The 21,037-nt window shown below is 63.9% G+C and carries 16 protein-coding genes; 7 read left to right on the top strand and 9 right to left on the bottom strand.

Annotation, left to right across the window (positions count from 1 at the left end; genetic code table 11):
* Positions 1 to 49: 49 nt before the first annotated feature.
* From AB4Z53_RS06895 to AB4Z53_RS06885, 3 genes are all read right to left on the bottom strand, one after another.
* Positions 50 to 2,515 carry an ATP-dependent helicase gene (locus tag AB4Z53_RS06895; RefSeq protein ID WP_441595365.1) on the bottom strand — a complete coding sequence of 822 codons (2,466 nt, stop codon included), beginning with the start codon at positions 2,513 to 2,515 and terminating at the stop codon, positions 50 to 52.
* Between the two features lie 133 nt (positions 2,516 to 2,648).
* Positions 2,649 to 3,056 (bottom strand): carboxymuconolactone decarboxylase family protein, encoded by a 408-nt coding sequence (locus AB4Z53_RS06890; protein ID WP_113540685.1) that lies wholly within the window; start codon positions 3,054 to 3,056, stop codon positions 2,649 to 2,651.
* A 123-nt stretch (positions 3,057 to 3,179) separates the two neighbouring features.
* Positions 3,180 to 3,539 carry a hypothetical protein gene (locus AB4Z53_RS06885; RefSeq protein WP_291154664.1) on the bottom strand — a complete coding sequence of 120 codons (360 nt, stop codon included), beginning with the start codon at positions 3,537 to 3,539 and terminating at the stop codon, positions 3,180 to 3,182.
* Positions 3,540 to 3,659: 120 nt separating this feature from the next.
* Between AB4Z53_RS06885 and AB4Z53_RS06880 the strand changes: the two genes are divergently transcribed.
* Positions 3,660 to 3,974 (top strand): EthD family reductase, encoded by a 315-nt coding sequence (locus AB4Z53_RS06880; protein WP_113540684.1) that lies wholly within the window; start codon positions 3,660 to 3,662, stop codon positions 3,972 to 3,974.
* Positions 3,975 to 4,172: 198 nt separating this feature from the next.
* Here the strand turns inward: AB4Z53_RS06880 and AB4Z53_RS06875 are convergent, their stop codons facing one another.
* Entirely contained in the window at positions 4,173 to 4,994 is an 822-nt protein-coding gene (locus AB4Z53_RS06875; protein ID WP_441595364.1) for a cyclase family protein, read from the bottom strand.
* A 319-nt stretch (positions 4,995 to 5,313) separates the two neighbouring features.
* Here AB4Z53_RS06875 and AB4Z53_RS06870 point away from each other — a divergent pair, with 319 nt between their 5' ends.
* Both AB4Z53_RS06870 and AB4Z53_RS06865 read left to right on the top strand, forming a co-directional pair.
* Positions 5,314 to 6,498 (top strand): efflux RND transporter periplasmic adaptor subunit, encoded by a 1,185-nt coding sequence (locus AB4Z53_RS06870; RefSeq protein ID WP_441595363.1) that lies wholly within the window; start codon positions 5,314 to 5,316, stop codon positions 6,496 to 6,498.
* Positions 6,495 to 9,632: an efflux RND transporter permease subunit gene (locus AB4Z53_RS06865; protein ID WP_113536101.1), complete on the top strand. Its 3,138-nt coding sequence runs from the start codon at positions 6,495 to 6,497 to the stop codon at positions 9,630 to 9,632. The genes AB4Z53_RS06870 and AB4Z53_RS06865 overlap by 4 nt, the downstream gene beginning before the upstream one ends.
* A 15-nt stretch (positions 9,633 to 9,647) precedes the next feature.
* Here the strand turns inward: AB4Z53_RS06865 and AB4Z53_RS06860 are convergent, their stop codons facing one another.
* Positions 9,648 to 10,082 (bottom strand): DUF1772 domain-containing protein, encoded by a 435-nt coding sequence (locus tag AB4Z53_RS06860; protein WP_223724912.1) that lies wholly within the window; start codon positions 10,080 to 10,082, stop codon positions 9,648 to 9,650.
* Between the two features lie 161 nt (positions 10,083 to 10,243).
* Positions 10,244 to 10,861 carry a tetracycline resistance transcriptional repressor TetR gene (tetR, locus tag AB4Z53_RS06855; RefSeq protein WP_441595362.1) on the bottom strand — a complete coding sequence of 206 codons (618 nt, stop codon included), beginning with the start codon at positions 10,859 to 10,861 and terminating at the stop codon, positions 10,244 to 10,246.
* Positions 10,862 to 10,941: 80 nt separating this feature from the next.
* Between tetR and tet the strand changes: the two genes are divergently transcribed.
* The 4 genes from tet (at position 10,942) to AB4Z53_RS06835 (ending at position 19,550) form a co-directional block, all read left to right on the top strand.
* Positions 10,942 to 12,165 carry a Tet(A)/Tet(B)/Tet(C) family tetracycline efflux MFS transporter gene (tet, locus tag AB4Z53_RS06850; protein WP_441595361.1) on the top strand — a complete coding sequence of 408 codons (1,224 nt, stop codon included), beginning with the start codon at positions 10,942 to 10,944 and terminating at the stop codon, positions 12,163 to 12,165.
* A gap of 201 nt (positions 12,166 to 12,366) precedes the next feature.
* On the top strand, positions 12,367 to 13,773 hold the full coding sequence (locus AB4Z53_RS06845) for an FAD-binding oxidoreductase (RefSeq protein ID WP_441595360.1): 1,407 nt from the start codon (positions 12,367 to 12,369) through the stop codon (positions 13,771 to 13,773).
* A gap of 342 nt (positions 13,774 to 14,115) precedes the next feature.
* The gene (locus tag AB4Z53_RS06840; protein ID WP_441595501.1) at positions 14,116 to 17,832 is read left to right on the top strand and encodes an AsmA family protein; all 3,717 of its coding nucleotides are present in this window, start codon (positions 14,116 to 14,118) and stop codon (positions 17,830 to 17,832) included.
* 383 nt (positions 17,833 to 18,215) lie between these two features.
* Positions 18,216 to 19,550, top strand: coding sequence for a TadE/TadG family type IV pilus assembly protein (locus tag AB4Z53_RS06835; RefSeq protein ID WP_441595359.1), 1,335 nt, complete (start codon positions 18,216 to 18,218; stop codon positions 19,548 to 19,550).
* A gap of 157 nt (positions 19,551 to 19,707) precedes the next feature.
* Here AB4Z53_RS06835 and AB4Z53_RS06830 read toward each other — a convergent pair whose 3' ends face one another.
* From AB4Z53_RS06830 to AB4Z53_RS06820, 3 genes are all read right to left on the bottom strand, one after another.
* Positions 19,708 to 19,938, bottom strand: coding sequence for a ribbon-helix-helix domain-containing protein (locus AB4Z53_RS06830; RefSeq protein WP_291159376.1), 231 nt, complete (start codon positions 19,936 to 19,938; stop codon positions 19,708 to 19,710).
* A 196-nt stretch (positions 19,939 to 20,134) separates the two neighbouring features.
* On the bottom strand, positions 20,135 to 20,347 hold the full coding sequence (locus AB4Z53_RS06825; protein WP_223724905.1) for a DUF4169 family protein: 213 nt from the start codon (positions 20,345 to 20,347) through the stop codon (positions 20,135 to 20,137).
* A gap of 123 nt (positions 20,348 to 20,470) precedes the next feature.
* Complete coding sequence (locus AB4Z53_RS06820) at positions 20,471 to 20,983, bottom strand: SspB family protein (RefSeq protein WP_113536093.1); 513 nt, start codon at positions 20,981 to 20,983, stop codon at positions 20,471 to 20,473.
* Positions 20,984 to 21,037: the final 54 nt, after the last annotated feature.

The following is a 21,037-nucleotide window of genomic DNA, read 5'->3' as shown; positions in this document are numbered from 1 at the left end:
TCGACGGTGCGGGGATAATGGGGGATGCACGTGAGGAGATTTGGCCTCCTTACACCTTCTCGACAAACCCATCCAGAACACGCTTCTGGCCGGCGCGGTCGAAGTCGATGGTGAGCTTGTTGCCTTCGATTGCGGCGATGTTGCCGTTGCCGAACTTCATGTGGAAGACGCGGTCGCCGACAGAGAAGCGGGAGGGTTCCGTGGCCGTCGATTTTGCCACCAGTTCACCGTCGATGGTGCGGCCCCGCGGGCCGCTTTCGCCGTAGCCGATGCGTTCGACCGCATGGCCGGAGCGCGTGCCCCAGTTGTCGCGGGTGGCATCGGAGCGGTGCTGCTGGGCGCGCTTCCAGCCGGGTGTCGAATAGTTGTTCTGGAAGGGATCGGCCTTATCGAAGCGTGACTGGCCGTAACCGCCGCGGCCATAGCCGCCATAGGACTGTTCGTTTTCGGCCACGTCCACATGGGCGAGCGGCAGTTCGTCGAGGAAGCGCGACGGCATCGTCGACTGCCAGAGGCCGTGGATTCGGCGGTTGGAGACGAACCAGATGTGGCAGCGGTGCTTGGCGCGGGTGATGCCGACATAGGCGAGGCGCCGTTCTTCCTCGAGGCCGGAGCGACCACCCTCATCGAGCGCGCGCTGATGCGGAAACAGGCCTTCCTCCCAGCCGGGCAGGAACACCGTGTCGAACTCCAGGCCCTTGGCCGAGTGCAGCGTCATGATCGAGACGGCATCGAGGTTCTCGTTCTGCTCGGCATCCATGACCAGAGCGACGTGTTCGAGGAAGCCGCGCAGTGACTCAAACGCTTCCATCGAGCGGATGAGTTCCTTCAGGTTTTCCAACCGTCCGGGAGCTTCTGCCGATTTGTCGTTCTGCCACATGGCGGTGTAACCGCTCTCGTCGAGGATCTGCTCGGCGAGTTCGGTATGGACCGTCGTCTCAAGCAGGCTCTGCCAGCGGCGGAAATCGGTGACGACATCGAACAGGGCTTTCCGCGCCTTCGGCTTCAGCTCATCGGTCTCAATGATCTCGGAAGCTGCCGCCAGCATGGGCACATCACGGGCGCGGGCATAGTCGTGCAGCGTGCGCACGGTGGTATCGCCAAGGCCGCGCTTCGGCGTGTTGACGATGCGCTCGAAGGCGAGGTCGTCGGCCGGCTGGCAGACCAGGCGGAAATAGGCCATGGCATCGCGGATTTCGAGGCGCTCGTAGAAGCGCGGGCCGCCGATGACGCGGTAGTTGAGGCCGAGGGTCACGAAGCGGTCTTCGAACTCGCGCATCTGGAACGAGGCGCGCACCAGAATCGCCATGTCGTTCAGATTGTGCTTCTGGCGCTGGAGCTGCTCGATCTCCTCGCCGACGGCGCGGGCTTCCTCTTCGGAATCCCAGGCGGCGTGCACCTGCACCTTTTCATCGTCCGGATCGGTACGGTCGGTGAAGAGCGTCTTGCCGAGGCGGCCTTCGTTGTGGGCAATCAGATGACCGGCAGCGCCGAGGATATGTTCGGTCGAGCGGTAGTTGCGCTCGAGCTTGATCACCTTGGCGCCCGGGAAGTCCTTCTCGAAGCGCAGGATGTTATCCACTTCCGCGCCGCGCCAGCCGTAGATCGACTGGTCGTCGTCGCCGACGCAGCAGACGTTCTGCGGCACGCCCTTGGGGCGCTGGGCGAGGAGCCGCAGCCACATGTACTGGGCGGTGTTGGTGTCCTGGTACTCGTCGACGAGGATGTAGCGGAACTTGTCGTGATAGTCCTTCAGCACGTCGGCGTGGTTGCGGAAGATGCGGATCGGGTGCAGCAGCAGGTCGCCAAAGTCGCAGGCGTTCAGCGTCAAGAGCCGGTTCTGGTAGGCGGCGTAGAGTTCGCGGCCCTTGCCATTGGCAAAGGCGCGGGCGTCGCCCTCGGGGATCTGCGCCGGATCGAGGCCCTTGTTCTTCCAGCCGTCGATCATGCCGGCGAACTGCTTGGCGGGCCAGCGCTTGTCGTCGATGCCTTCGGCCTGGATCAGCTGCTTGATCAGCCTGATCACGTCGTCGGTGTCGAGAATGGTGAAATCGGAACGCAGGCCGACGAGCTCGGCGTGGCGACGCAGCAGCTTGACGCCGATCGAGTGGAAGGTGCCGAGCCAGGGCATGCCTTCGACCGCATGGCCGACGAGCACGCCGATGCGCTCCTTCATCTCGCGCGCCGCCTTGTTGGTGAAGGTCACCGCCAGGATCTGCGAGGGGAAGGCGCGGCCGGTGGAAAGGATATGGGCGATGCGTGTGGTGAGCACCCGGGTCTTGCCGGTGCCGGCGCCGGCCAGCACGAGAACCGGTCCATCGAGCGTTTCGACCGCTTCGGACTGTTCCGGGTTGAGGCCGGAGAGATAATCCGGGCGCGGCTGGGCGCGGTCACGCGCCGCCATGGCGCGCGCAGCAATACCTCCGGCGGCTGGAATACCTCCAGGGGCTGGCGACTGCTTGCGCGGCGCCGGCTCCTCGTCGAAGAAAGGAATATCGTCGAAACCACTCATCATGCGGCTCAATGTAGTGATTCGGTGGGGAAAGGCCAGAAAGGATGTTCTTCTTTTATTCCGTTTTCTGCACCGGACGCACCAAGCCTGTGGAAAGACAGGCGATTTCGAAGCCGCTTATTCTTGGTCGCGCGGTTTATTCCGTGGCTTTGTCGAAGACGGCATCGACCGGCACCTGCAGAGCGGTCGCAAGCTGGTTGGTGCGGGCGGCAAGCGAGATCACCCGAAGCAGATCCGCGTGCTGGGCATCGCTCATGCCTTTCGCCTTCGCTGCCGCCGTGTGGGAATGGGCGCAGTAACCGCAGCCATTGGTGACGGAGACGGCGATGTAGAGCATCTCCTTCACCAGCGGATCGAGGGCCGAAGGTGTTGCCATCACGGCCTTGACGTCGCGCCAGGTCTGCTCCAGCAGCTCCGGGTCGAAGGCGAGCCACAGCCACATATTGTTGATGAAATCGGATTTGCGCGTGGCGCGAATGTCGTCGAACACGGCTTTGACGCGTGGGTCGGCTTCCGGGTTTCGGGGCGGGGTAACGGTGCTCATGGGTGTCCTTCACTGTTGTCGCTGGTGGCGGCACGCGGGCGGGCCGGTCGCTTGATGCGATGACGATAGCCAAGGTCGCAGCGATTGCCAGCGTTGCGTTTGGGGCAGCCGTCGTCGATGCGTTCAATTGGGGATTTCGTTGCAGGGTTGGTTGTTCGCGCCGAATGGTCCTGATGTAAACAGCACGCCTTTGCTCGAACCCTGATAGGCGTTGCCGTTCTGCGTGACGATGAAGACCTTGGGGCCGCAGAAGCCCGTCGGCCGTGCGGCAACCACGCGTGTCTGGCCGCTGGCGTCAGTGACGGTCTTGGGGTTGCAGGCCCCGTAAGGCGTGTCGGCCATGCGAATGGTTGCGGTCGAGGGGCGGCTGAGCGGTGTGGAACTACCCGGCGGGAACGTACCCGAAGCCGTGCCTGCAGAGGCCACGGCCGATTGCGTGATCTGAAAGTCTGCGGTGCCGTCGTCACCCGCTTCGAAAAGCACAGCGAAAACGACCTTGCGCTCGTCAAACGTGTTTCAGCCAAAACTTGGTTGTGCTCCATAGGTCGGTAACCTAGAAGTAGCTTCGGACGCTCGAAGCGGCGTTCAGGCAGGAGCCCGATCATGATCAAGATGAGCGTCTACTATCCGGCCGATGGCGGCTCGAAGTTCGACCACGACTACTACCGCACCACCCACATGCCCTTGCTCGAGGAGCGGCTCGGCGATGCCTGCCTGCGCTACGAGATCGACAGGGGCGTTGCCGGTCGCGAGCCTGGAAGCGCGCCACAGTTTGTCGCGGCGTGCCACGTCTACTCGCCGAGCCTCGAGACATTCCAGGAGGCGTTAGGTCCGCACCGCGCCGAGATCTCCGCGGATGTCGCCAACTATACGGACATCACGCCCATCGTTCAGATCAGTGAAGTCGTTGGAGGGTAGGGTGCCTTGGCGCGTCAGGCGTAGCCGTTGACCTTTCCGCGATCGGCGTCGTGCTGGCGCACCGTGATTCATGGTGACGCAGCCGGTGCGGAACTGGTCGACGATCGGCAACATGTGGTTGCCGTGGAAGCGAAAACGACCTTGCTCCCGTCAAACTCGCTTCAGCCAAAACCTGGGTGTGCTCTATAGGTCTGTGACCTAGGCCAGCGCGAAGACGCGCGCCGGGCCGCCGGTGCCGCCGCGGTGCTTCGGCGCGCCGAGAATGAGCGTCGCGCCCTTGGCCGGCAGCTTGTCGAGGTTGGCGGCAGCCTCTAGCCCCCAGCGTCCTTCGGGTAGCCAGGCATAATGGGTGGCGAAATCGGGCGAAGGGCCGTGATCGAGCGACAGCGTATCGACGGCGATGCCGGCCGCCTTGCTCTCTTCGATGAGATACTTCGCCGCCTCGACGTGAAAGCCGGGGAAGTGCAGTTTGCCGCCGCCATCGGCATTGCGGAACTTGTCCGTGCCCATATGCGCGCTCCAGCCCGAATGCATGGCGACGCAGGCATTTTCCGGGATCTCGCCATTGGCGGCGACCCAGGCCTTGAGGTCGTCCGGCGTCACCTGGGCGTCCGCGTCCGATGCGGCCTTCGCGCGGATGTCGACGATCACGAGCGGCACGACGAGCTTGTCGACCGGCAGTTCGGCAACGGAAAGGCCATCGGCGGAAAAGTGCAGGGGCGCGTCGACATGAGTGCCGGTGTGTTCGTTCACCCTGAGCTCGAACATGTTGAACTTGTCCTTGGCGTAGTTGAACTTCTCCTCGCGGAAGAACTGCTGCTGGCCGAAGAAGGTCGGGAAATCCTCATGCAGTTCGTGGGTCAGGTCCGTGACGCTGCCATGTCCCTGGGCGAGCGCGGGAGGTGCTGCGCCGGTGCTCGCCACGGCGAGGCCGGCGGTTCCAATTGCAGCGGCTTTGAAGAAGCTGCGGCGCGAGAGCATGCGCTCCTTCACCGTTTCCATCACACAGGCATCGCACATCGTTCTTGCTCCCCTTCAAGAAACTGAAAAACCAGACGGCGAAACCGCTCGGCAAAAGCGGCCAGCGGTTGCAGGATAGCGCGGCCGAAGCCGCTGTAAATGCCGGCTTGCGCAGCAAAGTGCGATTCACGCCGGAAGCTGCGGTGCAATCGCTCCGCGCGTCATCATCCCGCCAACAAATTCGCTTTTATTACAATTGCGTAATGATGGCATTCCGTCATTGCCCCGACACGCGCGAACAGGGATACTCCGCGCTATCGGAACGAACCGCCGGACGTGCCGCGCTGGGGCGTGTTTTTTGCTTAATTTGGAGACTTGAATGCGGGTTTGGAAACAGCTTGCGGTGAGCGCCGCTGTGCTTCTCGTGGGCGCAACCGTCTGGGTGCGGTTCGTGCCCGGCGCAGGTGAAACGCTCGCCGCCATCGGCGTTTCTCACCCGCTGATCGATGCCTTGTCGAAGCCCACGACCGGCGGTGGCCAGGGTGGCGAGCGCGGCAACGGCCGCGGTCAGGGCGGCAATGCGGCCATTCTGGTGATGGTTCGTCCCTCGGCAACCGCCGTCGTCAACGACCGGCTGAATGCCATCGGCAACGGCGAGGCGATCCATTCCGTCACAGTGACGCCGACGGCGACCGGAAACCTCACCGAAATCCTCGTGAGCTCCGGCGAGAAGGTGGCCGAGGGCCAGGTGATCGCCCGGCTCGACAGCGACGACCAGAAGATCGCCGCCGACCAGGCGCGGCTGAACCGCGACAGCGCCCGTGAAAAGGTGGAGCGTTACCGTAATCTCAGCACCGCCCGCGCGGTGACGGCCGTGGACGTGCGCGACGCAGAAATCGCGATGCAGACCGCCGAACTGGCGCTGAAGACCGCCGAACTTGATCTCAAGCGCCGCGACATCGTTGCGCCTTCGAAGGGTGTGGTCGGTATCATCACCGTCAATGTCGGCGACTATGTCACCACCACGACGCCGATTGCCGTCGTCGACGACCGTTCGGAAATCCTCGTCGACTTCTGGGTGCCGGAGCGGTTCGCCAACAAGATCGTCGTCGGCCAGCCGGTTACCGCCTTTGCGATCGCCCAGCCGGGCAACCAGCTCGATGGCGTAATCCACGCGATCGACAACCGGCTCGACCAGGCAAGCCGGACGCTGCGTGTGCGCGCGCGACTGGAGAACCCCGAGGACAGGTTGAGGGCAGGCATGTCCTTCTCCGTCACCGTGGCCTTTGACGGCGACACCTATCCGACGGTCGATCCGCTGGCGATCCAGTGGAGCTCGGAAGGCTCCTATATCTGGCGCGTGTCGGGCGACAAGAGCGAGAAGGTGCCGGTGAAGATCATCCAGCGCAACCCGGACAAGGTGCTGGTCGATGCGGCGCTTTCGGAAGGCGACGAGATCGTGACCGAGGGCGTGCAGCGCCTGCGTGACGGCGGCGAGGTCCGCATTGCCGGCCGCGAGCGCAAGCAGGATGCAGCGCAGAAGGTTGCGGAGGAAACCAAGTGAGCGGGGGCGAGGGGCACAGCAAGCCATCCGCCCGCGAACGCGGCAAGACCGGCTTTACCGCACTCTTTATCCGCCGGCCGATCTTCGCGCTCGTCGTCAACACGCTGATCGTCGTTGCCGGCCTTGCGGCCTGGAACGGAATCGAGATTCGCGAGTTGCCGCAGGTCGACCAGCCGGTCATTTCGGTGACGACGACGCTCGATGGCGCAGCACCTGAGACGATGGACCGCGAGGTAACCTCGGTGGTCGAGGGCGCCGTCTCGCGCGTTCAGGGCATCCGCGACATCTCCTCGACGTCCTCCTTCGGCCGCAGCCGTGTGACGCTGCAGTTTTCCGACACCACCGATATCGGCCAGGCCTCCAACGACATTCGCGACGCGCTCGGCCGGGTGCGCAACCAGCTGCCCGACAATGTCGACGAGCCGAGCATCGTGAAGGCCGATGCCGACAGCCAGCCGATCATGCGCCTGGCGCTGACCTCCGACACGATGTCGATGGAAGACATGACGCTGCTCGTCGAAAACGAGATCAGCGACCGGCTGGCGGCAGTGGAAGGCGTGGCCGACGTCGCCGTCTATGGCGACCAGGAGAAGATCTTCCGCATCGATCTCGACCAGGCGAAGCTCGCCGGGCGCGGGGTGACGGTCGCCAACCTCAGGACCGCGCTCGCCAACGCCTCCTACGACGTTCCGGCCGGCAAACTGACCAGCGCCAGCCAGGATATCTCGGTGCGCGCCACGGCCGATCTGCAGACGCCGGAACAGTTCGAAAACCTGATCCTCGTGAACAACGTGCGCCTGCGTGACGTCGCCACCGTGACGCTCGGCCCCGATACGGGCACGACGGCGCTGCGCTCCAACGGCCGCCAGGGCATCGGCCTCGGCATCATCCGCCAGGCGCAATCGAACACGGTCGATATTTCCGAGGGCGTGCGCAAGGTCGTCGACACCATCCAGACGCAGATCCTGCCCGAGGGGACGCAGCTTCGGATCACCAGCGACGATGCCGTCTTCATCAACGGCGCCATCCACGAGGTGGAGATCGCGCTTCTCGTCGCCGTCTTCATCGTGACGCTCGTCATCTACATGTTCCTGCTCGACTGGCGGGCGACGCTGATCCCGACGATCACCATGCCGATCGCGCTGATCGGAACGGTGGCGGCGATCTATCTCGCCGGCTTCTCGATCAACATCCTCACGCTGCTTGCGATCGTGCTTGCGACCGGTCTCGTCGTCGACGACGCGATCGTGGTACTCGAAAACATCGTGCGGCGACGGGCCGAGGGCCTGGGTCCGCGGGCAGCCGCAGTGCACGGCACGCTCGAAGTGTTCTTCGCGGTGCTGGCTACGACAGCGACGCTTGCCGCCGTCTTCGTGCCGCTGTCGTTCCTGCCGGGGCAGACGGGCGGCCTCTTCCGCGAGTTCGGCTTCGTACTTGCCTTCTCGATCCTGCTTTCCTCCTTCGTGTCGCTGACGCTTTGCCCGATGCTGGCCTCGCGCATGCTGACGAAGGAGAAGCACACAGTGCCGGGGCCGATGGCCCGGTTCGGCGCGCGCGCCGCCGGCTTCTACCGGGTGACGCTGCGGGCCTGCCTGAATTCGCCGCTGATCGTCTTTGTCGTTGCCGGCTTCTTCACAGTCATGGGCGCCGCCGGCTTCCTGACCCTGAAATCGGAGCTGACGCCGAGCGAAGACCGGTCGCAGGTGATGATGCGAATCAATGCGCCGCAGGGCGTCTCGCTCGAATACGCCCAATCGCAGATGCGCCGCATCGAAGACGGGCTGCAGCCGCTGGTCCAATCCGGCGAGATCGACAACATCTTCTCGATCTCCGGGCAGGGCGGTTCGGTCAACAGCGGCTTCATGGTGCTGACGCTCGCCTCCTGGGAGAAGCGTGACCGCACGCAGCAGGAGATCGTTGCCGAGATCAACAAGGTGACGGCGCGCATCCCCTCGGTCCGCGTCTTCGCCATGCAGCCGAACAGTTTGGGCATTCGCGGCGCCGGCAGCGGCCTGCAGGTGGCGCTCGTCGGCAACGACTACAACAAGCTCGGCGATGCGGCGGCGAAGCTCGTGCGCCAGATGGAAGATTCCGGCCGCTTCGAAAACGTCCGCCTCAACTACGAAGCCAACCAGGCGCAGCTTTCGATCACCATCGACCGCGAACGTGCGTCCGATATGGGTATCGATATCGGCGGCCTTGCCTGGGCGCTGCAGGCCATGCTCGACGGCAACAGCGTCGTCGACGTCTATGTCGACGGCGAATCCTATCCGGTGAAGCTCCTGTCTTCGACCAACCCGGTCAACGACCCGACCGACCTCCAGAACATTTTCCTGAAGGCCGGCGACGGCAAGATCGTGCCGATGTCGACGATCGCCAGCGTCGAGGAGAAGGCGGTGGCGCCGCAGCTCTCGCGCGAATCGCAGCTTCGCGCCGTGTCGCTCTCGGCCGGGCTCAAGTCCGACCTCGCGCTCGGCGAGGCGCTGACCATGGTCGAGCAGATGGCCGAGCCGCTGCTGCCGCCGGGCTCACGCATCATGCCGCTCGCCGAAGCCGCAACACTCAACGAAAACGCCAATGGCCTGTTCGTGACCTTCGGCTTTGCGATCGTCATCATCTTCCTGGTGCTGGCGGCGCAATTCGAAAGCTTCGTCAGCGGGCTCATCATCATGTCGACGGTGCCACTGGGGCTTGCCTGCGCGGTGTTCGCGATGATCATGACCGGCAATACGCTGAACATCTACAGCCAGATCGGCCTCGTCATGCTTGTCGGCATCATGGCGAAGAACGGCATTCTGATCGTCGAATTCGCCAACCAGCTGCGCGACCGTGGCCAGGACGTGCGTTCGGCGATCGAGAATGCCGCCAACATCCGGCTGCGTCCGGTCATGATGACGATGATCGCCACCATCGTCGGCGCGGTGCCGCTGGTGCTGGCAAGCGGCGCGGGCGCGGAAGCGCGGATCGCGCTCGGCTGGGTGCTGGTCGGCGGCTTGGGGCTGGCGGTGATCGTCACGCTCTACCTGACGCCGGTCGCCTATCTGGTGATTGCGCGCTTCACCAAGCCGCATGCGGACGAAGAGCGCAAGCTGCACGAGGAAATGGAAGCGGCAGCGGCGCTGGAGACGCACTAGCCGGTCTCTTCGACGCTATATTTCGAGCCAGGCGGCAATGAGAAAGATCGTTGCCGCCAGCCCGCCGAGCGCGGTTCGCCCGGCATGGAGCCTGCCCCAGCGCTTGAGCAGGGTGCGGCTTTCTTCCCCGGCTTCATCTGGCCGCGTTGTCTCCAGCTTGCGATTGACCGGCATGACGAAGAGCAGCGTATAGGGCCAGTTCAGGATGATGATCGCCGCTCCCATGCCCCAGAGCACGTGGCCGGTCCTTCCCCAGGCAGCAGCGCCGAGCAGGCCCGAGATCAGGGCGAGTGTCGCCTGCATCTCGAAGGCGCGGCGGTAGGAAGGTACCCATTGCGCGAGGGCCGCGCGATCGTCGAGATGGAGCCTTGCGGGCTGYTCGACCAGATTGATGTAGACGGCGGCGCCGAAAAAGATCGACGCGGTGAGCAAAGCGGTGAGACCCAACATTGCCTCTCTCCCTTCACCCCGACATGATAATCCAACGCCCGCAATTGAGCAGGTGTTTTCTTCCGTTTTGCCCTCATAGGTGGGCGCGGATCCTCCAGAACTGATTCCGGTTTCGGTGGCAGCGCCTTGAAATAGAATCGCTTTCTCGCCGGGTGGATCTCCTAGCGTTCGCGCCGTTGTGCCAGGCCTTCGACGATCGTGGTGAGGCCGTATTCGAAGCTGGCGTCGGGTCCGCTCTCGTCGAGCGCCCGCATCGCGGCGGCCAAAAGCGGCGCCGTCTCGTCAGATGCCGTTTCGCCGTCGGTCCTTTCTTCGGTTGCTTCCAATGGGGTCTGCTGTTCCAGCACCGAGCCGACGACATAGTGGCTGATCAAGAGCAGGGCGGAAGCGGCTTCGGCCGGGGGGAAGCCTTGCGCATGCAGCAGGCGGATCTGCGCTTCGACGGATGCCATCTGCGGTGCGCTCGGCCGGGTGCCGGCATGAATGCGCGCCCCGTCGCGATAGGCAAGCAGGCTCCTCCGGAAGCTTCGGGCATTGGCCGTGAGGAATGCGCGCCAGTCCTCGTCGGGCTCTGGCACGGAGCGATCATGGTTCTCGGCCATCATCGCCTCGGCAAGCGCCGCAATCAGCGCCTGCTTGTTCTTGAAGTGCCAATAGAGCGCCGGCTGCTGCACGCCCAGCCGCTCGGCAAGCCTGCGGGTCGTCAGGCCGTCCAGCCCCACCTCGTTCAGCAGTGTCAGCGCGGCGCGCACCACCGTGTCCCGTTGCAGCTTCGTCATCGTCGTCTCCATCCGTCGCTTGACAATTTATCAGCGATAAGTTTCCCGTGCATTAATTTATCAATGATAAGGAATCGGCGATGACCCTTGAAAAGACGGATGAGGCAGTCCCCTGTGTGGGCGACGGCACCAGGGCAGGGCGCAAGGCGCTGTGGGTGCTTTTTGCGGCGGTGGCGCTCGATGCATTCGGCATCGGCCTCGTCATGCCGGTGCTGCCGGGCCTCCTGCGCAACCTCACCCATGCCGATCAGGTCGCCGGGCACTACGGTGTCCTGGTCTCGCTCTATGCCGTCATGCAATTTGCCTTCGCGCCGGTGCTCGGCTTCCTCTCCGACCGATATGGTCGGCGACCCGTTCTGCTCGTCTCGCTCGCCGGTGCGGCAATCGACTATACGATCATGGCAACGGCGCCGACGCTCACGGTGCTCTACCTGGGGCGCATGATCGCCGGCATCACGGGAGCGACGGGCGCCGTTGCCGGTGCGGCCATTGCCGATACGACGGAAGGTGAGGCACGGGCGCGGCACTTCGGCACGCTCGGGGCCTGTTTCGGTGTCGGCATGATCGCCGGGCCGGTCGCGGGCGGTCTGCTCGGCTCCATCGGCTTGCACGCGCCCTTCGCCGCTGCGGCTGTCATGAACGGCTTCGGCTTTCTCTTCGCCTTGTTGTTCCTGGCGGAGAGCCGCAAAGATGGCCCGGCGAATGCGCCCGCAGGCGGGCTCAATCCCTTGGCAGGGCTGCGACAGACCCTGCACGGTCCGCTCCTCCTGCGGCTCGTAACCGTATTCTTCGTCATGCAGCTGGTCGGCCAGGTCCCGGCCGTGTTGTGGGTCATTTTCGGCGAGCACCGTTTCGGCTGGGACGCACGCATGACGGGCCTGTCGCTAGCCGCCTTCGGCCTGCTGCATGCCGTGGCGCAAGGCGTGATCGCCGGGCCGGCGGCGGCGCGGCTCGGCGAGCGACGTGCAGTTGAGCTCGGCATCGTGCTCGACAGTCTCGGTTACGGGCTGCTGGCGCTTGCCAGCGCAAGCTGGATGGTGCTGCCGATCATGCTGCTGCTTGCCGCCGGCGGTATCGGTTCGCCGGCCTTGCAGGCGCTCCTGTCTCGCGCCGTCGACGAGGAAGGGCAGGGCAGGTTGCAGGGGGCGTTGGCAAGCCTCACCAGCCTCGCGTCGATCGTCGGGCCGCTTCTCTTCATCGGCCTCTATTCGCTGACGCTCGCTTCCTGGGACGGCTGGGTGTGGATTGCCGGCATCGGGCTCTATCTTCTTTGCGTGCCGGCGCTGAGACGGTTGCCGCGCTGAAAAGCCCGTTGTTTTCCACGCTGTCGTACAGTCTTGTGACACTCCGGTCTCACGTCAGGCGTTTTCCTGCGCTAGGCTCGCGGCCAAGAGCGCGAGCGTCTGGACAAAATGATTCCGATTTGCACAGTAGCGCCTTGAAATGACTGCGCTTCCGAAGCACCGCTTCGGCAGGGAGCGCATGCAACAGGAAGGGCGTTTTCCGTGGCATTGAAGGCGATCAGAGCTGGCGAGAGAAACGAGGCCGGCATCACGGCGGCGAAGCAGGAACTGGCCGCCCGCTTCGGCGACCGGCTCCAGACTGGCGAGGCGATCCGCGCCCAACACGCCCACACCACCACCTATATCCCGGCGCAGCTTCCCGATGCGGTGGTATTTGCCGAAAGCGCCGAAGACGTGCGCGAGATCGTCCGGATCGCCGCCCGGCACAAAGTGCCGCTGATCCCCTTCGGCACCGGCTCCTCGCTCGAGGGGCATATCAATGCCCCCAATGGCGGTATCTCGGTGGATCTCGCCCGCATGAACAAGGTGCTGGAGGTCAATGCGGAGGATCTCGACTGCCGGGTGGAACCCGGCATCACCCGCGAGGAGCTCAATACCTATCTGCGCGACACCGGCCTGTTCTTCCCGATCGATCCCGGCGCCAATGCCTCGATCGGCGGCATGGCCTCGACGCGGGCGTCGGGCACCAATGCGGTGCGCTACGGCACCATGAAGGACAATGTGCTGGCCTTGACGGTGGTGACCGCTGACGGGCGCGAGATCCGCACGGCGCACCGGGCGCGCAAGTCCTCTGCCGGCTACGACCTGACGCGGCTTTTCGTCGGCGCCGAAGGCACGCTCGGCATCATCACCTCGATCACGCTCAGGCTGCAGGGCATCCCGGAGGTGATTTCCGGCGGCGTCTGCCCGTTCCCGACGATCGAAGACGCCTGCAACGCGGTGATCCTCACCATCCAGTCCGGCATTCCGGTGGCGCGCATCGAGCTTCTCGATGCCCTGCAGATGAAGGCCTGCAATGGCTATTCCGGCCTTTCCTATGCGGAGACGCCGACACTCTTCGTCGAATTTCATGGCAGTCCCGAGAGCGTCGAACTGCAGGCACGCCAATTCGGCGAAATCGCCTCGGAGTTCGGTGCCAGCGATTTCCTCTGGACGACCAATCCGGAGGAACGGGCGCGGCTCTGGAAGGCGCGGCACAATGCCTATTGGGCGCAGAAAAGCCTGATCCCGGGTGCGGCGATCCTGTCGACGGACGTCTGCGTGCCGATCTCGCGGCTGGCGGAATGCGTGGTGGCGACCCAGGAGGACAGCGCCGCCCATGGGCTGACCGCGCCGATCGTCGGCCATGCGGGCGACGGGAACTTCCATGTCGGCCTGCTGTTCGATGACAAGGACGCGGCCGACGTGGCGCGGGCAGAGGCCTTCGTCGAGCGGCTGAACGCCCGGGCGCTTGAAATGGACGGAACCTGCACGGGCGAACATGGCATCGGCCAGGGAAAGATGCCGTTCCTCGAGGCAGAGCTTGGCGACGCGCTGGACCTGATGCGGCAGGTCAAACGCTCGCTCGATCCGGACAATATCTTCAACCCGGGCAAGATCTTCGCCTGAGGCGGAACCCCGTACGGCGGCGTCAGCATTTGGCCCAATTTTTCGGGCAATGCGCCGGCGCCAAAGTGTGGTAGTGCATAGTTCCGAAGTCGGAATCGACCCCGAACGAATTATGCGGCAATGAGAGCGCTACGGCATGTCTCCTTGGATCGTTTCCGATTTGAGGACGAAACATGCGGGACTGCAAAATGCTGCAGCGACCTTTGCGCGCCTGATGAGGCGCGACGTTGCAGGCGCCAAACTCTGGCGCGCAAACTGACATGCGGCGCACATTTGCGCCGATGAACTGGATGGAATGTAGGCACGGTGCTTTCGCGAATTTTGCTTGCTGTCGGTGGACTTGTGGTCGTTGCGCTTTTTGCGGCGCTGATCGCCCCGTGGTTCATTGACTGGACCGACTTTCGCAAGGAATTCGAACGCGAAGCCAGCCGCATCATGGGCAAGCCGGTCGTCGTTCATGGCAGCGTCGATGCGCGGCTGATCCCGTTCCCGACCGTGACGCTCAACGACGTGCGCGTCGGCAGCGAAGACGGCGAGCCGCTGATCCAGGTGGCGCAGTTTTCGATGAGCGCGGAACTGGCGCCGTTCCTCAGTGGCGAAGCGCTGATCTTCGACATGCGGCTCGACCGGCCCAAGGCCAAGGTACGGCTGTTGCCGGACGGGACGCTCGACTGGGCGCGCGGTCGCCGCACCTCGATCCCGGCCAAGACCGTCGTGCTTGAAAACGTCGAGATCACCAATGGCCAGATCGAATTCATCGACGAGCAGACCGGCCGCACCCGCCGCGTAAGCGGGCTTGCTGCCGACGTATCGGCCCGTACACTTGCCGGCCCTTGGAAAGTGGAGGGGCGCGCGGCGCTCGACGGCGAAGCCGGCAGCTTCTCCTTTACCAGCAACGAGGTGGACGCAGCCGGTGCGTTGAGCCTCAAGGCACGGGTAACGCCCGACAAGCGCCCCTTCGGCGTCGAAACCGATGGTGCGTTGAAGATCGTCGACTTCAAGCCGGTCTATAGCGGCCGCTTCACCCTGACCGAAAACCGGCAGGGCGAGGAGAAGGATGACGCGCGGGCGCCGTTGCGCATCAATGGTGATTTCCAGCTTACCAACGAAAGCATCCGCGTTCCGGACTATCGTTTCGAGGTAGGCTCGTCGGAAGACCCCTATGTGGTGACCGGCGAGGCGACGCTCGATACCGGCAAGGACCAGAAATTCCTGCTGATCGCCGACGGCCAGCAGATCGACGTCAGCCGCATCGGCCCCAACCGCAATACCAAGACCGGCCGCGACCCGGCGATTTCCATGCGCCAGCGGCTGGAGGCGATGCTCGCCATTGCCGCCGACATTCCCATTCCGCAGGTGCCGGGCCGCGCGAGCCTGAAGCTGCCGGCGATCGTCGTCGGCGACACGACGGTGCGTGACGTGCGCATCGACGTGCAACCCGACGGCGCCGGCTGGGTGATCGACAATGTCGTGGCGCTGCTGCCGGGGCGCACCCAGCTCGAAGCCAAGGGGCGGCTGAACCTCAAGGGGCAGCGAAGTTTCCGCGGCGACCTGCTGCTCGCCTCCAACCAGCCGTCAGGTCTGGCGAACTGGCTGGCGGGCTCGGTCGACCCGGCGATCCGCAAACTGAAGACTGCCGGATTTTCTGCCACGGTGAACCTGACCGATACGCTGCAACAGTTCGAGAACCTCGAATTGGCTGCGGGCGAGGCGAGCCTCAAGGGCCGGCTGGAGCGGCAGTCCTTTGCCGAGCAGCAACCGAACCTCTCGCTGCAGCTCAAGGGCAACCGCATCGATTTCGAGGCGCTTCAGGCGCTGACCGGACTGGTGGCGGGCGACGCTTCCACCGACACGCTGCTGCAGCACGCCATCGCCGCCGACCTTTCGGCTGACGAGTTCTCCGCCTTCGGTGAAGAGGCGCAGGACGTACAGGCGGTGCTGACGCTGAAGAATGGCCAGCTCCAGGCCGAGCGTGTGGCGATCGGCTCGCTTGCCGGCGCCCAGCTCGCCTTTTCCGGCCGTGCAAGCGGCGATCTGGAAAAACCCGTCGTCTCGGCCAAGATGAAACTTGCCGCCAAGAACCTGACGCCGTTCCTGGAAATGATCGGACGGCACGCGGTCAACCATCCGGCCCTTCGGCAGCTGATCAAGGCTGGCCCCTATTACAGCGACACGGCTTTCGACGTGACGCTGACGGCCGGCAACAAGGAAGGCAATGCGCCGGCGACTTTCGGGATTTTCGGCACGGCGAACGGTACCAAGATCGCCGCCAGCTATCAGGCGCCGGACATGGTGCAGGCGATGACCGGCAAGGCCATACTGCTCGAAGCGACGCTCGAAAACCCCGAAACCCGCCTGCTTCTCGGGCAGACCGGTTTCGATCCCTTGCCCTTCGATGCTGATGCCAACGGCATTCTCTCGGTCAAGCTGCAGAGCACTGAGGGCTCGAAGGCGAACGGTACGGTGACGTTCACGACCGAGAAGTCGTCGCTCGCCGCCAAGGGCAATGTCGATCTTTCGCGCGATCACTTCCTCGAAGGGCAGGCAAAGGTCACGCTCCAGACCCAGGATTTGGAACCCTATCTGCTCCTGCAGGGGGTGGCACTGCCGCAGATGGGGAGCGGCCTGCCGCTGACGATTTCGGCCGATGTTGCCGCAAGCCCGGAGGCGATCGCCCTGACAACGGTCGAGGGCAAGGCGGACAACAACAGCTTTACCGGCACGCTGACGGTCGACCGCAAGGCGCCCGGTGCCGCCAGCGGTCAGCTCACCGTCGATACGCTCGATCTTGCCTGGCTGGGCGAGGCGATCTTGGGTCCGGTCGAGGATGCGAACGGCGCGTTTTCGAAGAGCGCTCTGGCGCAGCCGGCCTGGACGGGCCTCAACGTCGCGCTCGACGTGCAGGCCGGAAAGTTCTGGCCGGGCGTCTATGGCGCGGTTACGAGCTTTGCCGGCAAGATGGAATGGAAGGGTGACGAGCTTTCCCTGACGGACGCCACCGGCGATTGGCTGGGCGGCAAGCTTGCGGGCCGAGTGCAGGTCGGGAACGCCAACGGCTCCGGCTTCCTGCGCTCACGCCTGGACGTGAAGGGTGGCGATCTGACCCAGGCGGGGTGGACCCATGCCGGCGCACCGGTGGCGACCGGAACTTTCGATCTCTCCGTCGCGCTCGAAGCATCCGGCGCGACACCGGAGGCGATGGCTCATTCGGCAAGCGGTTCCGGCACCGCGACCTTCAACGGCATGACCCTGAACGGCATCAACAGTGCGGCTCTGCCCCAACTGATTGCTGCGGCCGATGGCCAGAAGACGCAGATCTCGGCCGATAGCATCCGCGGCGTGGCGGAGGCGGCGGTTTTCTCGGGTCAATCGGTTGTCGGCGTCGTCAAGGCTCCGTTCAGCGTTGCCGGCGGCGTGCTGCGGGCGCAGAACGTGACTGCTGGCGACGGCAATGCCGCCTTGATGGGCGCTGCCGCCCTCGATCTTGCGGCCGGCCGGATCGATGGCGGCATCGACCTCACCTTCCGCCCCGGAGAGGAAGCGCTTTCCGGTACCGAACCGCGTGTGCGGATTGGCTATGCCGGCTTGCTGGAGGCGCCGGGCGTCAGCCTCGACGTTGCTGATCTCGCCAATTTCCTGTCGCTGCGCGCTTTTGAGCGCGAGCGTCGGCGGGTCGAGATCCTGCAGGCAAACGTATTGGAGAAGCAGCGGCTGCGCCGCGAAGTGGCGCTTTACAAGGCGAAGGCAGAAGCGCGGGAAATCGAACGGCGGCGTGCCGTTGCCGAAGAACGCCGGCGCGTCGCGGGGGCTGCGGAAGCGGCTCGGGTCAAGGCCGAATTGGAAGCGCGCGCCGAGGCCGAGCGCAAGGCCGAAGCCGAACGGCAGGCCGAGGCTGCGCGCCGGGCACAACAGGGGCCGGCAAGCGTGCGTGGTGCCGGTCAGGAACAGCAGCCGGTCCTGCCGCCGAGCGGGGCGGACGACGCCCAGGGTGGCAGCACCGGGCGTGCCCCCAGCCAGAAGCTCGATTTCGATGTGTTGCCGGACGTCCGGGTGCAATAACCGACGCTCGGATCGTAACAGATCGGCGCGCCCCGCAACCGCCTTCCGCGCGTTGAGTCCGTACAACAGCCGCGCCTGCACAATCCGCGTAAGTGGCGGGCCCCCACATGACTGGAAGTGCGCCAATTTTGGGGTATCGGCAATAGTGCCGGATTTCGCTGGGGATTAACGCTCTCGCAGCGCGGGTTCAGAAAAAGTTTAGCAATTTCTGAAGTCATTTCTCCACGATTGATCACTAAATTAGCAATCTGTTTTGGAGCGCAGGGAGGGACGCGGCCAGCTGGTCGCATTTCGCTCCAACTCATTGGAATCGATGACGCCTTTTGCTTTGGAGCCGTGTGGCTCCGAAGTCGTCGTGATCTGTTGAGGGGCAACGAAGCAAGATGCGCAGCAATCTGAAGAACAATCTCATCCGCATCCTTAAGGATGAAACCGGCAATTTTGCCGTCCTGACAGCTCTGGTGATGGTGCCGTTGCTTACGGGAGCCTCCATCGCCATCAATCTCGCCCGGATCAATCTCGAGTCCGCCAAGATGCAGGATGCACTCGATGCTGCTGCATTTTCCGCGGTCAAGTCCTATGGCGAAGGCGGGGATGCGGCCGCGGCGAAGGACCTCGCGAACAACACTTTCTTCGCCAATTTCGGGGTGCCGGACACCGTCGAAGAGCTCGGGTCGGGGAGCTCGGCGCCGGTGGCGACCCAGGCAATCAAGGTCGCTTTCGGCGCACTCGGCATGGAGAGCACCGCAACGGCGACCTATCAGCTCAAATACGCGCCGCTCTTCTTCGGTCTTCAGCCCTATACGATCGATCGCGTCAGCGTCGCTGCGCGCATGCCGGGGCGGGAAGCGTGCATTCTCACGCTTCATCCGACCGCAAGCCGGGCGTTCGAAGTGAGCGGCAGCGCCACCGTCGATACGTCCGGCTGTACGATCACGTCGGACTCGAACGATGCACAGTCGATCTATCTCAGCGGATCTGCGACCTTGAAGGCCGAGTGTCTGTATGCGACCGGCAAGGTGTCGGCGACGCTTGCCCATCTCCAGCTCGCCTGCGACAAGGCGGTGGAAGACGTTCCGCCGATCCCGGACCCGTTCTCGTCCAAGAAAATGCCGACGACGGGCAGCTGGGTGAACCTTGCGGGGTGCGGGCAGAATTTCGTCGCCGGCGGTGGCGGCAACGGCAATTGCAACGGCACGAGCAAGACGCCGAACAACGCACCCGCCAATTACACTGTCGAGCTGAAGCCCGGCACCTACGGCGGCTTGGAGATCAAGGGCAAGGTGCTGCTGCGGCCGGGTTCCTACATCATCGATGGCGGTACCCTGAAACTCGCCAGTCAGTCGGTGCTGACGGGTGAGGGCGTTACATTCTTCCTGATGAACGGTGCCCAGCTCGACATTCACGGCGGCTCGACCTTCAAGATCACGCCATCCCAGACTGGGGACTGGGCAGGCTTCTCGATCGTTGCCGCCAGGAACAATACGGCGACGGCGACGATCAACGGCAACAGCGCCTCGTCGCTTGCGGGCATCATCTACATGCCGGCATCGCGTGAGATCCAGTATGCCGGCAGTGGTACCACCGGCGGCGAATGCGTGCGCATCGTCGCGCAGGAGATCACCATGATCGGCAACAGCAGCTTCAAGCTGGATTGCAAGGCAGCGCTTGCGAACAACACCATCAACAATCCGGGTGCAATCCGTCTGGTCAGATAACAAAAAACAATCAGGCGGCTGGGGGCAGCGCGGGGCGACGCTCTGAGGGTGTTGTGTCGCCAGGCATCAACGAATGCTTTGCGTTGCGCGTGAAAGCCCGGCTGCCCTGCGGCCGGGCTTTCCTTATGTCGGGACCTGTTGCCGTACGGCGGCGGCGTCACGCCTCGCCGGGAGACGCCCGGGGCGATTTCAGCCACTCGAGCACGTAGACACGCAGCGCCGAGGAGAGATTGCTGTCGGGTGTGCGTTGGTCGTCGATCTCGGCGATAAGCTGCGCAAGCGGCATCGCCCTCATCTCGGCGATTGCCTTCAGTTCCTGCCAGAATGCGTCCTCGAGCGAGAAGCTGGTGCGGTGGCCGTGGAGCGTTGCGGAATGCTTACGGATCATTGTCCGGTCTCTGGATCAAAATGACTTTGGGACGGGGCGCCCATAAAGTGCGATCGATTGTAATAATCTGGAGCGGGATGCCGACAGAAAATCGCGCGCAGCGGCGCTGCGAGATCGATTCAACTTCCTGGCAATTCGATTCGGAAAGCGGTCGCAAGTCTTTGCTCCGGAATCGATTTTGTACGGGGAGGGCGGCTCAGTCCTTGCTGTCGCCGCCTTCGTCCTTGGCGGGCCGTTCGAGGCGGCCCTGGTCGAGGCGGTCCTCCGCCTTGTCGTTCAGCGCCTTCGTCAGGGATTTTTCAGCCTTGGTGCGGCCGAAGGAGATGCGGTTCTGTTCGGCCTGCTTTTCCTTGTCCGTGCGCTCGCGGCGCTTGCGGAACTGGCGCAGATTGACGACGTCGCCGGTCATGATCCGATGCTCCTTCAGCGCTTACGCGTCTTCAACGCACTCGGTCGCTGTAGCACTGCGCGTGGCCGCATGATCCCGCTCCCCCGTCGGCTGCGACGAGAGGAGGCATGCAGCCGGTTGTGATCAGTTCTTCTTGCGGAAGGAATCGAGCGAAACGACGGAGCCGCCACCGTTCTTCGGTTCGGTCGGCTTGTCGTCCTTGGCCGAGGCTTCGCCGTTTTCTTCCGGAACCGGATAAGCGGTGATTTCGGCCGATTCCACTTCCTCTTCCTCGCCGGCGGCGACATCGAATTCCAGCTCGAAATTCACCGAGGGATCGTAGAAACCGCGGATGGCGTTGAATGGGATAACCAGGCGTTCCGGCGTGTCGGAGAAGGACAGGCCGATCTCGAAGCCGACGTCAGTCACCTTCAGTTCCCAGAACTGGTGCTGGACGACGATGGTCATCTGCTCGGGATATTTGGCTTTCAGGTGCTGCGAGATACGCACGCCCGGCGCGCCGGTCAGGAAGGTGATGAAGAAGTGGTGCTCGCCGGGCAGGTGGCCGGTCGTCGCGACCTCGGTCAGGACCTTCCGGATGACGCTGCGGAGCGCGTCCTGTGCCAGAATGTCGTAGCGGATGTGGTCCTGGCCCATGAGTGTCCCGTCTTTCCTCGAACTCAATCTTACTGCTTTGCTGCCGGCTACCCT

It is taken from the genome of Ensifer sp. 2TAB8, assembly GCF_052115125.1.
Lineage (GTDB): Bacteria > Pseudomonadota > Alphaproteobacteria > Rhizobiales > Rhizobiaceae > Ensifer.
Note: the sequence above shows the minus strand (reverse complement) of the source record. Positions and strands in the feature narration are given on the sequence as shown.

Bases quoted from the DNA above. Each gene is read 5' to 3' on its own strand.
- AB4Z53_RS06895 (WP_441595365.1), bottom strand. From the start codon at position 2,515: ATGATGAGTGGTTTCGACGATATTCCTTTCTTCGACGAGGAGCCGGCG.
- AB4Z53_RS06890 (WP_113540685.1), bottom strand. From the start codon at position 3,056: ATGAGCACCGTTACCCCGCCCCGAAACCCGGAAGCCGACCCACGCGTC.
- AB4Z53_RS06880 (WP_113540684.1), top strand. From the start codon at position 3,660: ATGATCAAGATGAGCGTCTACTATCCGGCCGATGGCGGCTCGAAGTTC.
- AB4Z53_RS06875 (WP_441595364.1), bottom strand. From the start codon at position 4,994: ATGTGCGATGCCTGTGTGATGGAAACGGTGAAGGAGCGCATGCTCTCG.
- AB4Z53_RS06870 (WP_441595363.1), top strand. From the start codon at position 5,314: ATGCGGGTTTGGAAACAGCTTGCGGTGAGCGCCGCTGTGCTTCTCGTG.
- tetR (WP_441595362.1), bottom strand. From the start codon at position 10,861: ATGACGAAGCTGCAACGGGACACGGTGGTGCGCGCCGCGCTGACACTG.
- tet (WP_441595361.1), top strand. From the start codon at position 10,942: ATGACCCTTGAAAAGACGGATGAGGCAGTCCCCTGTGTGGGCGACGGC.
- AB4Z53_RS06835 (WP_441595359.1), top strand. From the start codon at position 18,216: ATGCGCAGCAATCTGAAGAACAATCTCATCCGCATCCTTAAGGATGAA.
- AB4Z53_RS06830 (WP_291159376.1), bottom strand. From the start codon at position 19,938: ATGATCCGTAAGCATTCCGCAACGCTCCACGGCCACCGCACCAGCTTC.
- AB4Z53_RS06825 (WP_223724905.1), bottom strand. From the start codon at position 20,347: ATGACCGGCGACGTCGTCAATCTGCGCCAGTTCCGCAAGCGCCGCGAG.
- AB4Z53_RS06820 (WP_113536093.1), bottom strand. From the start codon at position 20,983: ATGGGCCAGGACCACATCCGCTACGACATTCTGGCACAGGACGCGCTC.